This is a genomic window from Paractinoplanes durhamensis (genome assembly GCF_016862175.1).
GTDB lineage: Bacteria > Actinomycetota > Actinomycetes > Mycobacteriales > Micromonosporaceae > Actinoplanes > Actinoplanes durhamensis.
In genome coordinates, this window is record NZ_BOML01000013.1 from 329,740 (window position 1) to 342,096 (window position 12,357).

The following is a 12,357-nucleotide window of genomic DNA, read 5'->3' on the forward strand; positions in this document are numbered from 1 at the left end:
GGCCCCGCCGGCCCGCGACCGCCCTTACCACCACCCACACCGACGAGGCCCTGCGTGACCTTTGCACTGCCGATGCCGACATCGCTGCTTCGCTGGATGCGCGGGGCGATGTCCGGCCCCGCCGTCGCGGCGCCCGCCGACGCCCCGGCGATCAGCGCGCTGTACCGGGAACGCCGGCTGCCGCTGATCCGGATGGCCGTGCTCATGGTCGACGACCAGCCGACGGCCGAGGACATCGTGCAGGACGTCTTCACCCGGCTCTACCGCCGGCACCGCGACGACCTGAGCGCGGTGGCCGACCCGTACGCCTATCTGATCTCCGGGGTGATGAACGCGGCCCGCTCGGTGCTGCGCCGCCGCCGGATCGCCCGGGCCTACCTGCCGCCGCGGCGGGACCCGGTGCCGGCCGCCGAGGACCAGGCCCTGCTCGGCGCGGACAACCTCGAGGTGATCCGGGCCCTGGGCCGGCTGACCGCGCGGCAGCGGCAGATCATCGTGCTGCGCTACTGGTCGGACCTGTCCGAGCGGGAGATCGCCACCGCCCTGCGCATCTCGGCCGGAACCGTGAAGTCGACCGCGCACCACGCCCTGCGGGTGCTGCGGGCCCAGTTGGGGGAGAAATGAGCGACACCGACCTGGAGCAGCGGGTACGCCGGGCCCTGGCCGCCCGGGCGGCCGCCGTCACCGGCCAGGGCGTGCGGCCCGCGGCCGACCCGGCGCGCGCCGAAACACGCCGCTGGTGGCTGCCGCTGTCCGCCGGGCTCGCCGCCGCGGCCGTGTCGATCCTGGTGTTCGCCCTGCTACGCCCGCCCGCCCCGGTCGCGCCACCGGTGATGCCGGGTTCCTCGCCGGCGCCGGCCGCGAGCTCGCGCCCCACCCCCACCCCGACCGCGACGTCGAGCCAGGCCGGCCCGATCCCGTCGACCTCGGCCTCGGCTTCGGCGTCGGCGTCGGCCAAGCCGGAGACGGCAAGCCCCGCGAGCACGGGTCCGGTCACCCGCGCCACGCCGTAGCGCGGCGCGGCGTTGTGCGGCGGCGACAACCGGAGCGCCCAACTGTGTCGCCCACGCCGTTCAAGACATCGACGTTCGTAAATACAATGGAACTCCCCGGTAACAAGCGCAAAGGAGCGTTCCATGACCGTCTCCGCAGCCCGCTGGGCCGTCATCGCCGCGGCCCTACCCGTCGGAGTTCTCGCCGCACCGCTGCCCGCCCTGGCCGACCCGGTGTCCGCGCCGTACACGTGCACCAGCATCCTGGGCACCGACGCGGTGACCATCACCGGCGAGCTCGTCGCCACCCCGAACCCGGCCGCGGCCGGCTCCCCGGTCGCGTTCGACCTGACCGTGACCGACCTCGGCCTCACCGCCCCGCTGCGGATCAAGTCGTGGAGCGGCACCGCCGTCCTGCAGGTCAGCGGGGCCGAGACCGGCTCGTTCACGCTGGCCGGCAGCGGCGGCGCGATCCCGGCCGGCGACCCGATCACCGGCGAGCTGACCGGCAGCTGGACCCCGTCGGTGGCCGGCACAGACACCCTCACCGGCGGCGCGGTGGACATCACCGCCGACGTCCAGCTGATCGGCTCGGTCAAGCTCGCCTGCACCCCGGACGCCGGCCAGCCGGCGGCGGGCACCCTGACCGTCCAGTGATCCCTCCGCCCGGGCCGGCTTTCGCGGGCCCGGGCGGTCGCCGGAGCCGAAACCCTCCTAACCGGCCGGTGGACGCCAGACCGTGAAGTCCCGGAGATGGAAATGGCTGGCCACGGTGCGGACGGCGAACCAGCCGCTTTCGTACGCGTCGGGATCCGTGTGGTCACGGCGCTGCGCCGGTGGCTGCCGGAACCGGCCGCGGGCGCGCCGACCCTACGCGCGGCCCTGGGCCTGCGCGAGGTGGCGATCCGGCAGGCCGGCCGGTCCACGTTGACCAGCCGGCGGCGGGCTCAGCTGATCAGCGCGTCCGCGTACAGCTCGGCGACCGAGGCCGGGTCGGCGAGTTCGGGCCCGATCGCGGTCAGGCCGAAGTCGACGACGTCCGCGCCCAGGTCGCTCAGCAGCCGCGCCAGGAACGCCTCGGCCAGGTCGGCCTGCGCCTGCATGTCCGCGGTGACGACCGGAATGGCGAGCACCCCGGCGAGGGCATTGGCCGGCAACTGGTCGAGAAGCACCTTGAGCACGCCCGAGTAGCTGCTGCGGTACGTCGGGGTCGCCACGATCAACAGGGTGGCGTCCTGCAATGCCAACAGGGCCTCGCCGGTGGCGCCATCGCCGGAGACCAGCAGACCCGGACCCAACTGGGAAACGTCGACCACCACCACGGTGGTGTCACCCCGGCTCATCGCGAACCGTTCGCCGACCGCCGTGGCCAGCTGCAACGTCCTCGATCCGGGATCGGGATGGCCGGAAACCACAACCACGTCCGACATACGGCCTACCCTCCGATCGCTTCGATCTCACGCCATCATCACGCCAGAAAGCCGCCAAAGCTATCCGTGCACTCGACAATTACGCTGCGTCACTACTCCCCGCGGCGGACGGCCTTCGTGTATCGGCGGCACGGGACGGCGATGGTGCCGGTGCCGGCGCTCGCCGCATACTCGAATCCGCCGGCGTCGCGCCAGCCCTGCCGCTCGTAGAACCGCCGCGCCCGGGCATTGCCCGGGACCACCGCCAGCCAGGCCGCCGCGAAGCCGGCCGCGGCGACCCGGCGCTCGGCCTCGGCCAGCAGGGCCGCGGCCGTGCCGGTGCCGCGGTGCGCCGCCGCCACGTACACCTGCTCGACCTCGTCGCCGGCCACCATGACGAAGCCGGCCACCTCACCGTCGACGACGGCCACGGTCGTGTCCGGCAGGCGATCGGCCGCCCGGGTGCGGAACGTCTCGGGTGTGCGCTCGTCGGCGAGCGCCGCGGGCACGTGCCCCAGATGGCCGTCGCGCCAGCCCTGATGCCAGATGCCGGCGATCGAACCGACGTCATCGATTCTCGCTTCACGCATCCCCGAACCCTATAACGAAAAGTCGAATGATGAAAAAGTGTTACGCCGGGAAATGCACGCGAGTCGCGCCGAATTCGCGGTCCACTTCTATTGATGTCGAAGGAAACACCCTGGCAATATGCGATTCACGCGATTCAATGTAAGCGTTCTCCGTCCCGCAGGAGCATCCCCATGACTGTCATGAGTAAGGCCTGGCGTGCCGCCGTCGCGGTGGTGACGCTCGCCGCCGGCGGTGTCGTCGTCGCGCTCGCCGCCGGCCCGGCGGCCGCCGCCACGATCGACACCAGCGCGTCGTATGTGCTGGTCAACCGCAACAGCGGCAAGGCCCTCGACGTCTACAACCTGGCCACCACCGACGGCGCCCGGATCACCCAGTGGACCCGTAACGACCAGTCGCAGCAGCAGTGGCAGTTCGTCGACTCCGGCGGCGGCTACTACCGGCTCAAGTCCAAGCTGTCCGGCAAGGTGCTCGACGTCTACAACTTCTCGACCGCCGACGGCGGCTCGATCGTGCAGTGGACCGACAACAACTCCACCAACCAGCAATTCAGCATTCAGGACGTCGACGGTTACATCCAGCTGTTGAACCGCAACAGCGGCAAAGCCGTCGAGGTGCAGGGCGCGGCCACCGCCGACGGCGGAAACATCGTCCAGTACGCCGACTGGAACGGCACCAATCAGCAGTGGCAGCTCGTCCCGGTCGGCAGTTCCGCCGCGTGCACCCTTCCCTCGTCCTACCGCTGGTCGTCGACCGGCGCGCTGGCCACCCCGAAGTCGGGCTGGGTGTCGCTCAAGGACTTCACGGTCGTGCCCTACAACGGCAAGCAGCTCGTCTACGCGACCACCCACGACACCGGGTCGACCTGGGGCTCGATGAACTTCACCCCGTTCACCAACTGGTCGGACATGGCCTCGGCCGCGCAGAACGGCATGTCGTCCGGCACCGTCGCACCCACGCTGTTCTACTTCGCGCCGAAGAACATCTGGGTACTCACCTATCAGTGGGGCGCGACCGCGTTCTCCTACCGCACCTCCACCGACCCCACCAACGCCAACGGCTGGTCGGCGGCCCAGCCGCTGTTCTCCGGCAGCATCACCGGCTCCGGCACCGGGCCGATCGACCAGACCCTGATCGCCGACGGCACCACCATGTACCTGTTCTTCGCCGGCGACAACGGCAAGATCTACCGGGCGAGCATGCCGATCGGCAACTTCCCCGGCAGCTTCGGCTCCTCCTACACGACCGTCATGAGCGACACCACGAACAACCTGTTCGAGGCGCCGCAGGTCTACAAGGTGGCCGGCCAGAACCAGTACCTGATGATCGTCGAGGCGATCGGCGCGAACGGCCGCTACTTCCGCTCGTTCACCGCCACCAGCCTCGGCGGCTCCTGGACGGCCCAGGCCGCCACCGAGAGCAACCCGTTCGCCGGCAAGGCCAACAGCGGCGCGACGTGGACGAATGACATCAGCCACGGCGAGCTGATCCGCACCACCGCCGACCAGACCTTCACCGTCGACCCCTGCAACCTGCAACTGCTCTACCAGGGCCGCTCCCCCAGCTCCGGCGGCGACTACGGCCTCCTGCCGTACCGCCCGGGCCTGCTGACCCGGCAGCGCTAACCGCGAAACGGGCGGGTCCGGCATGCGCCGGGCCCGCCCATCGGTGGCCTGACCCGGCACGCTAAGCCAGCGGCGCGCGGACCAGGAACGAGCTGTCCGCGCGGAAGGTCGCGGAACCGTCGTCCTGATCGACCCAGAGCTCGGTGCCCACGTGCCGCAGGAAGAAGCCGGGATAGTTGGCCGACTCCAGCGCCACCGAACCGGTGGGCTCGCCGGCCCGCACGCAGAACGTCGCGTCCCCCCGGTCCAGCGAGGTCTGGCCGTCCCCGCTCACCCGCAGCCGCCATTCCTGGTGGCGCAGGTGCCGGCCGTCCGCGGCCCGGAACGTGAAGCAGCCCGCATCGGCCAGGCCCGGGCCCGCGTCGAAGGTCGCCCGGCCCCGGGCCGCTTTGCCGGTGGCCGTGTCGAGCCGGCTCAGATTCCCGTCGATGGCGACGAACCGGCCGCGCGCGTTGGCCGCCTCCAGCGACAGCCGCCCGGCCCGGATCACCGGGACCGCGGCGGACGGTGCCGCGATCGCCGGGGTGGCCGGTGGCGGATGGGCGGACCGATCGGCCGTCGCCCAGAGGCCGGCCGCGGCCAGGGCCGCGACCGCGGCGGAAACGGCCCACGCCCGCGGAATGCGGTCGAGGATCGACGGAATCGTGCCGGTGGCGACGGTGTGCGCGGTCGCCGCCTCGACCGCCGCCGGCACCGGGAGCAGCACGAAGCCGGGGAGCAGGCGCTCGGCCGGGATGCGGCCGGCGGCAGCCTCGGTGCAGGCCGCGCAGGATCGGGTGTGCCGGGCGATCCGCTTGCGCCAGAACGGGTTCGGCACCCCGTTCCAGTCGGCCACCACCTCGGCCAGCCCGGGGCAACCGGGCACGGCGTCCAGCGCCGCCACGATCGTCCGGCCGAGGTCGAGCTGATCGCGCATCCGCTGCAGGCGCACGCCGACGTGGCCGGCGGTGAGCCCGAGCGCCCCGGCCACCTCGGCCCGGGAGAGCTCGCCGGCCGTCTCCAGCCACCACAGCGACAGCACCGCCCGCTCCTCGGTGGACAGCCACCGCCCGGCGTGCCGCACCTGGCGGCGCTGGGCGGCGATCTCGACCCGCAGCAGCGCCGGGCCTTCCAGCTCGGCCGCGGGGTCCCGCTGCCAGGCCGCCTCCTCGAGGGTGGCGAGGTGCCCGGCGGTGCGGCCGGTGCGGGTCAGGTAGGTGCCGACCTGGCGGACGGTGATCGCCGCCAGCCACGGCCGGAAGCTCTCCGGCCGGCGCAGCCGGGGCAGTTGCCGCAGCGTACGCAAAATAATGTCCTGCACGACGTCGTCGACGTCCGGGTGGGCGCCGAGCGCCTGCCGGACGATGTTGTAGATCATCGGCAGGTGCCGGCGGACCAGCGCATCCAGGGCTTCGCGGTCACCGGCCCGCGCGGCGACGGCGAGCGCGTCGTCGGACTCGCGGTCCCGTCGCGCCCGCGGCGAGATCGCGAGCCTGCCCGTCAACCAAAGACCCCTGTGAACGTTCTCAATGTGTCCCGCATGTTACGAGAGCGCATTGAAACTTTCAACGAGTACGCCTCAGGTGACCGGGGTGGCCGTGCAGTGCGCGTCGGCGCGGTCGAGCACCAGGTCTTCCGGGGTCGGGTAACGGCGATGCAGCCCGGCGAGGACATGGTCGTACGCAACGCGGTTGTAAGGGAGGTCGCGCATGTGGGCGATGGAGGCCCGGACGGTCGCGGCGAACTCCTCCGGCCAGCGCACCTCGTGCATCGCCTTGACGGTGTGGTCGTCCCGGTCGACCAGGACGATCCGGACGATCGGATCGGCGTCGACGCCCGGCAAGCCGTCCTCGTGCTCGTAGAGGTGCGGGTTGTACGGGATCTGCGACCACGACAGGATCGGGCCGAGCCGGTAGGCCAGGATGCCGGTGTGTTCCCCGTCGACCCACGCGAACCGGGTCGGGGCCGCCGTGACGGCCTCGACCTCCAGCTCGTGCGGGCGGCTGAGGAAGAGCATCAACTGCACCGGCTCGCCCGCGAACATCGTGAGGGCGGCGCCCTCCGGATAGTCGGCATACTGCTCCAGCCGACTGCCGACCTGGACGATGGAGTGCACCCGGTCAGCGTATCGGGGTTGGCGCGGCCTGGTGGGTGTTTGCCCCGGTCAGGACACCGTCACGTCGTCGAACCACACGCTGCCGGTGTTGTCGCCGGACTTGAGGTGCAGCTGGACGCTAGCCGCCCCGGTCGGCGCGACCGCGTCGACGAAGAGCTTCGTCCAGGTGGACGTGCCGGCCGGCAGGCGGTTGGAGGTGTTCTGGCTGATCCAGGTGCCGTTGATGTCGAACCAGCTCAGCGCCAGCTCGGTGGTCCCGGTGGCGGCGGTGCCCTTGGCGTAGACCTCGGCGTGCCACGACGCCCCGGCCTGGACCGGTGTGATCGGCGAGGTGAGCAGGGACGGCAGCCCGCTGGTGGTGCGGGTGGTGCCGGTGAACCGGGCCGACTGGGTGCCGGTGCGGGCGGTCTCGGTGGTGATCACGGCGACGCCGGCCGCGGGCTGGTAGTTCCGCCACGGCGAGTCGATCGCGGCCGCCTCGAACCCGAGGTTGAGGATGCTGTTCGGGGTCGACCCGCCGGTCCACGCGCCGCTGACGACTCCGGCGGCGAATTTCGCGGTGCCGTCGGTGCGGTAGAGGCCGTACTTGTATTGCGCCGGCTGGGTGGAGACCGCCGAGTTCGACGGGATGGCGCCGGCCGCGAAGTCGTTGAGGATCCACGGCGCCACCGAGCCGACGCCCGCCACCTGGGCGGCGCGGAAGACCCGGGCCAGGAAGGCACCCTGCTCCCCCTCGGTGCCGGACAGGGTGCTGAGCCCGGTCTCGCCGACGACCACCAGGTCGGGAGCGACCGCGGTCTGGGCCCGGCGGATCTCGGCGAGGGCCCGCTCGGACGCGCCGTAGAAGTGGAAGTCGTAGAAGTCCAGCGGGGTGGTGGCGAGCTGCGCCTTCAGGCTGGTCATCCCGGCCGCGCCGCTGGTGCCGTCGACGGTCAGGGTCAGCGGCATGGCCGGCAGGGTGGCGCGGATCGCCGGGATCAGCTGACGGGCCCAGTTCATCGCGGCGGCATCGCCCGGCGAGACCTCGTTCTTGAGCTCGACGGCGATCACCCGCGGATCATCGATGTACGGCGAGAGCAGGCTCAACGCCCAGATGACGCTGTTGTCCACGTCGGAGTAGCCGTTCCACCAGTCGAACAGCGTCAGCTTGACGCTGAGCCCGTGGGCATCGGCGATGCCGATGAACTGACTGAGTTTCGCGGTGTACGCCGAGGACGGCGCCGGGTAGCCGAAGGTCGTCGGGAAGACGATGACGCGGACGGCGGTGGCGCCGAGCGCGGCCGCCTTGGTCAGGTCGATGTCGATCCGGGCCGGGTCGAAGTTCGTCCACATCGACGTCCAGCCGGCGGTCGACGGGTAGTAGTTGATGGTCTTCGCGACCTGCACGGCGGCCATCCGGCTCGCCAGGGTGGGCACCGCAGCATGCGCGGGAGGGGCCACGAGCATGGTGCCGGCCAGCAGAACACCGGCCAGAACGGAGAGACGTACACGGAATTTGGGCATGCGGAAGCCAGCCTTCACATCGAACTGTTCGGGGGGAGGCGGAGCACGACGCGGCCGGCGTCGTGGCATTCGGCCTTGGTGAAGTACGCACGTCCAGGCGGTTCGTCGTTGAAGTGCCGTCCTGGCGTCGGCTGATGCACGAGGGCATCTATTGACGACGGTAAGGGCCGTCTCCCGCGTCCGGCAATGACTCCCACGTGCCAAGCGCGTATGCCGTTCCGGCCGCATATGCAGGCGAGGCGACTTGCTCGATGGTCCGTAAGATGGGCGGGCGTGACGATGGATGAGCGCGCCGGCCGGGTGCTGCGGCTGATCACCGACGAGCCGGTGCGCGGCGGCGACGGCGACGGCGTCACCGGGGTGCTGCGCCGGCTGTGCAGCGCCGCCGAACGAGCCCTGTCCGCCCAGGGTGTGGGCGTGAGCGTGGGGGCCGAGGCCGGCGTGCCGGGCGTGGCCGCGGTGTCCGGGCCGGCCTGCCGGGCGCTCGAGGAGTTGCAGTTCACCCTGGGCGAGGGCCCGTGCCTGGAGGCGTTCAACCGGCGCCGGCCGGTGCTCGTCCCCGACCTGGCCGACGAGTCGCCCGGGCGGTGGCCGGCCTACCTGCCGGCCCTGCACGAACAGGGCGTGCAGGCGGTGTTCGCCTTCCCGTTGCAGATCGGCGCCGCCCGCCTCGGCACCCTCGACATCTTCCGCGGCCGGCCGGGCTCCCTGACCGCCGGCGAGCTGCGGGACGCGCTGACCTTCGCCGACGTGGCGGTCACGACGTTGCTGGACGGTCAGGCGCAGGCGCCGCCGGGAGCCGCGGCCGACGGGCTCGACGAGGTGATGGGGCAGCGCGCGGAGGTCTTCCAGGCCCAGGGAATGGTGTCGGTGCAGCTCAGGGTCACGCTCAGCGACGCGCTGGCCCGGCTGCGTGCCCACGCGTACGCGGAGGATCGCGCGTTGGGAGAGGTAGCGCGCGACGTGGTGGCGCGTAGGCTTTCGTTCGGCAGCGGCCAGTCGTGACCGCCGTCGGCACGGTTTCCGGACAAGGGTGGGAGGCCCCGTGACCACCGTTTCCGCCGAACGGCTCGCAACCCTGTTCGTCGAGGTCGCCGACACGCTGATCGACGACTTCGACGTGGTCGAGTTCCTGCAGATGCTCACCCAGCGGGTGGCCGACCTGTTCGACACCGGCGAGGCCGGGCTGATGCTCGCCGATCATCGCAACAGGCTGAATTTCATGGCCGCCTCCGACGAGAGCGCCCGCCTGATGGAGTTGTTCCAACTTCAATATGGTGACGGTCCGTGCCTGGACGCCTTCCGCACCGCCCGCCCGGTGACCAACGTGAACCTGGCCGCCGCGGCCGGCAAATGGCCCGAGTTCGCACCGCGCGCCGCCCAGGCCGGATTCCAGTCGGTGCACGCGTTCCCGCTGCGGCTGCGCCGGGAGGTGATCGGCGCGATGGGCGTGTTCGGCAGCGCCACCGAGCTGGACGACGCGGACACCCTGATCGTGCAGTCCCTGGCCGACGTCGCGGTGATCGGCCTCCTGCAGGAACGGTCCATCCGCCGGGGCGAGGCCCTCACCGAACAACTACAGGGCGCCCTGAACAGCCGCGTCATCATCGAGCAGGCGAAGGGCGTGGTGGCTCAGGCCTACGGCGTGAACCCCGACGAGGCGTACGCCCTGATCCGCGCTTTCTCCCGCAACACCAACCGGCACCTCAGCGAGGTAGCCGCCACCATCGTCAACGAGCTCCCGGCCCTGCCGAACCTGACGACTCGCTGACGTCACCGGCGGCAGGCCGCCAGGATCAGGGCGCTGACGCGGCCGCCGGCGTCGCGCGCGCCGCCCGTACCCGGTCGGTTGAACTCTGATGTCGGACTTATCGGGTTTTGGGGTTTAAAGGACTGTTTTGTGGGAGGGTCGGCGCGGGCCGCGTCCAGCCGCGGATGCGCACCGGGCCGTGGAGGCACGTCATGACACTCGAATCCGCTCTCTCCCGCCGTGCTCTGCTGGCCGGCGTCGGGCTCACCGCCGGCGCCGCCGCCGGCCTGCTCGGGGGCGCGCCCGCGCTCGCCAAGGCCGGCGACGCGGTGACCGCCTACCACGGGGTCTCCGGCGCGGTTCACCAGCAGCGTTTCGACAGCCTCATCCAGCAGGGCTACCGGATGATCTCGGTCAGCGTCTACGGGAGCCGGTTCAGTCCGCTCTACGCCGCCGTCTGGGTGCAGCGCGGCGGGCCGGCCTGGGCCGCGCTGCACGGACTCAACGCCGCCGGCTATCAGGCGCGGTTCGACCAACTCACCGCGGACGGCTACGTCGCCACCCGGGTCAGTGCCACCGGCAGCCGGGTCGACCCGGTGTTCGCCGCGATCTTCGAGCAGCGGCCGCCCGGCACCTGGCAGGCCCGGCACGGCCTGGTCGACGGGGCCGCCACCACCCCGGGCACGCTGTCGAACCTGATGTCCTGGGCGCGCACCAACAACTGCATCCCCACCTCGCTGGCGATCTACGGCGGCGCCGCCGACCGCACCTACGCCGCCACCGTCCTGCCCAACGCGGGTGGGGTCGGCTGGCGGGCGCACCAGATGGGCTCGTCCAGTGACTACCAGGGCTGGTTCAACCAGTACACCCAGCTGGGGATGCGGCCGACCGTGGTCGACGCGTCCGACGCCCTGCAGTACGCGGCGATCTTCACCAACGACAGCGTCGGCCCCTGGGTCGCCCGGCACGACCAGACGTCCGCGCAGTACCAGACCGAGTTCGACACCCAGGCCGCGCAGGGCCGATTCCCGATCTCGGTGCAGGGCGGCGGCCTCGGCGCGGGCATCCGGTACGCATCGGTGTTCGCCGCGGTCTGAACAGCCGCGACACTGGACGGCATGACCCGCTTCGACGCGGCCGTGCCGGGCTCGGGAATCATCACCGCGCAGGGCGAGCTCCGAACGGCGTAATCTATTGATCTCCTATGGTTGATGGATAGATACGGGAGAAACCGTGCGATTTCAGGTCCTCGACATCCTGCCGCACCTCACGAACCCGGTCACCGGCCGCGAGATCCGGCCGGACGAGCGCTTCGCCCAGGCCCTGACCTCGGCCCGCTACGCCGAGCAGTTCGGCTACGACGCCGTGGCGCTCGGCGAGCGGCACGCCGGCGCGTTCCTGTCCAGCGGGGTCGGCGTCCTGCTCGGCGCGATCGCCGCCACCACCAGCCGGGTGCGCATCCAGACCGGCGTCTCGGTGCTGTCGATCCACGACCCGCTGCGCGCCGCCGAGGACTACGCCACCGTCGACCAGCTCTCCCGCGGCCGGCTCGAGCTGGTCATCGGCAAGGGCAACGAGCTGCGCCAGCTGCCGATGTTCAACATCGAGAACGGCGAGCAGTGGGACGCGCTGGCCGAGAAGTACGGTCTGCTGCGCCGGCTGTGGCGCGAGGAAAATGTCACCTGGCAGGGCCGGTTCCGCGGCCCGCTCGACGGAGTGACCAGCCTGCCCAGGCCGTACGCGGGGGCACCGCGGATCTGGCACGGCTCGGCCACCACGCTCACCTCGGCCGAGCTCGCCGCCGAGTGGGGCGATCCGCTCTTCTCCGCCAACGCGATCCAGCCCCGCGACAACTACACCGTCCTGATCGACCACTACCGGCAGCGGTACGCCGAACGCGGCCACGACCCTCGGTTCGCCTACGTCGCGGCGGGCGCCGGCTTCCTCTACCTCGCCGACACCACCCAACAGGCACGAGAAGCCTTCGGACCGACGTACGAACGGATCGTCGCCTACTTCAACCAGCCCGGAAACCACACGCCCGGCAACGAGATGACCTTCTCGGACATCGACGACGCGATCGCCCGCGGGCCGGTCCTGGTCGGCTCGCCGCAGCAGATCGCCGAGAAGATCCTGTGGTTCCACGAGGGTTTCGGGCACGACCTGCAGTCGTTCAGCCTGCCCACGATGATCCCGCACGAGCAGCAGCTGACCATGCTCGAGCGGCTCGCCGCCGAGGTGCTCCCGGTCGTCCGCAAGGCCGCGCCGACCACGCTGTGGAGCGACGCGGACCCGTACGGCGGGCGGCCCGCCGCGCACGGCCGCACGGTCGCCGACGCCGCCGCGGAGATCGAGAAGGCGACGTCATGACTCCGTGAACTCTGAATTCCTATTC

The 12,357-nt window shown here is 71.3% G+C and carries 13 protein-coding genes; 8 read left to right on the forward strand and 5 right to left on the reverse strand.

The window, feature by feature from the left end; all coding sequences use genetic code 11:
- The first annotated feature begins 54 nt into the window (after positions 1 to 54).
- The 3 genes from Adu01nite_RS08225 to Adu01nite_RS08235 all read left to right on the forward strand — a co-directional run bounded on the left by Adu01nite_RS08225 (position 55) and on the right by Adu01nite_RS08235 (position 1,649).
- A complete protein-coding gene (locus Adu01nite_RS08225; RefSeq protein ID WP_203725926.1) occupies positions 55 to 624 on the forward strand; it encodes a SigE family RNA polymerase sigma factor in 570 nt (189 codons plus the stop codon).
- The gene (locus tag Adu01nite_RS08230) at positions 621 to 1,013 is read left to right on the forward strand and encodes a hypothetical protein (RefSeq protein WP_203725927.1); all 393 of its coding nucleotides are present in this window, start codon (positions 621 to 623) and stop codon (positions 1,011 to 1,013) included. Before Adu01nite_RS08225 ends, Adu01nite_RS08230 begins: the two co-directional genes overlap by 4 nt.
- Positions 1,014 to 1,136: 123 nt before the next feature.
- Positions 1,137 to 1,649, forward strand: a complete 513-nt coding sequence (locus Adu01nite_RS08235; RefSeq protein WP_203725928.1) for a hypothetical protein — start codon at positions 1,137 to 1,139, stop codon at positions 1,647 to 1,649.
- A gap of 290 nt (positions 1,650 to 1,939) precedes the next feature.
- On the opposite strand, the gene Adu01nite_RS08240 is transcribed toward Adu01nite_RS08235, so the two are convergent.
- Positions 1,940 to 2,422 carry an NADPH-dependent FMN reductase gene (locus Adu01nite_RS08240; protein ID WP_203725929.1) on the reverse strand — a complete coding sequence of 161 codons (483 nt, stop codon included), beginning with the start codon at positions 2,420 to 2,422 and terminating at the stop codon, positions 1,940 to 1,942.
- A gap of 92 nt (positions 2,423 to 2,514) precedes the next feature.
- Positions 2,515 to 2,991, reverse strand: coding sequence for a GNAT family N-acetyltransferase (locus Adu01nite_RS08245; protein ID WP_203725930.1), 477 nt, complete (start codon positions 2,989 to 2,991; stop codon positions 2,515 to 2,517).
- 180 nt (positions 2,992 to 3,171) lie between these two features.
- Between Adu01nite_RS08245 and Adu01nite_RS08250 the strand changes: the two genes are divergently transcribed.
- Positions 3,172 to 4,614, forward strand: a complete 1,443-nt coding sequence (locus tag Adu01nite_RS08250) for a non-reducing end alpha-L-arabinofuranosidase family hydrolase (RefSeq protein ID WP_239132238.1) — start codon at positions 3,172 to 3,174, stop codon at positions 4,612 to 4,614.
- Between the two features lie 61 nt (positions 4,615 to 4,675).
- Here Adu01nite_RS08250 and Adu01nite_RS08255 read toward each other — a convergent pair whose 3' ends face one another.
- The 3 genes from Adu01nite_RS08255 to Adu01nite_RS08265 form a co-directional block, all read right to left on the reverse strand.
- On the reverse strand, positions 4,676 to 6,097 hold the full coding sequence (locus Adu01nite_RS08255) for a sigma-70 family RNA polymerase sigma factor (RefSeq protein WP_239132228.1): 1,422 nt from the start codon (positions 6,095 to 6,097) through the stop codon (positions 4,676 to 4,678).
- 75 nt (positions 6,098 to 6,172) lie between these two features.
- The gene (locus Adu01nite_RS08260; protein WP_239132229.1) at positions 6,173 to 6,709 is read right to left on the reverse strand and encodes a hypothetical protein; all 537 of its coding nucleotides are present in this window, start codon (positions 6,707 to 6,709) and stop codon (positions 6,173 to 6,175) included.
- A 48-nt stretch (positions 6,710 to 6,757) separates the two neighbouring features.
- Positions 6,758 to 8,212 carry a cellulase family glycosylhydrolase gene (locus Adu01nite_RS08265; RefSeq protein ID WP_203725932.1) on the reverse strand — a complete coding sequence of 485 codons (1,455 nt, stop codon included), beginning with the start codon at positions 8,210 to 8,212 and terminating at the stop codon, positions 6,758 to 6,760.
- 279 nt (positions 8,213 to 8,491) lie between these two features.
- On the opposite strand from Adu01nite_RS08265, the gene Adu01nite_RS08270 reads away from it, so the two are divergent.
- From Adu01nite_RS08270 to Adu01nite_RS08285, 4 genes are all read left to right on the forward strand, one after another.
- Positions 8,492 to 9,217: a GAF and ANTAR domain-containing protein gene (locus Adu01nite_RS08270; RefSeq protein WP_203726004.1), complete on the forward strand. Its 726-nt coding sequence runs from the start codon at positions 8,492 to 8,494 to the stop codon at positions 9,215 to 9,217.
- 40 nt (positions 9,218 to 9,257) lie between these two features.
- On the forward strand, positions 9,258 to 9,983 hold the full coding sequence (locus tag Adu01nite_RS08275) for a GAF and ANTAR domain-containing protein (RefSeq protein ID WP_203725933.1): 726 nt from the start codon (positions 9,258 to 9,260) through the stop codon (positions 9,981 to 9,983).
- A 191-nt stretch (positions 9,984 to 10,174) separates the two neighbouring features.
- The gene (locus Adu01nite_RS08280) at positions 10,175 to 11,059 is read left to right on the forward strand and encodes a hypothetical protein (RefSeq protein ID WP_203725934.1); all 885 of its coding nucleotides are present in this window, start codon (positions 10,175 to 10,177) and stop codon (positions 11,057 to 11,059) included.
- Between the two features lie 136 nt (positions 11,060 to 11,195).
- Positions 11,196 to 12,332, forward strand: coding sequence for an LLM class flavin-dependent oxidoreductase (locus tag Adu01nite_RS08285; RefSeq protein ID WP_203725935.1), 1,137 nt, complete (start codon positions 11,196 to 11,198; stop codon positions 12,330 to 12,332).
- Positions 12,333 to 12,357 lie beyond the last annotated feature (25 nt).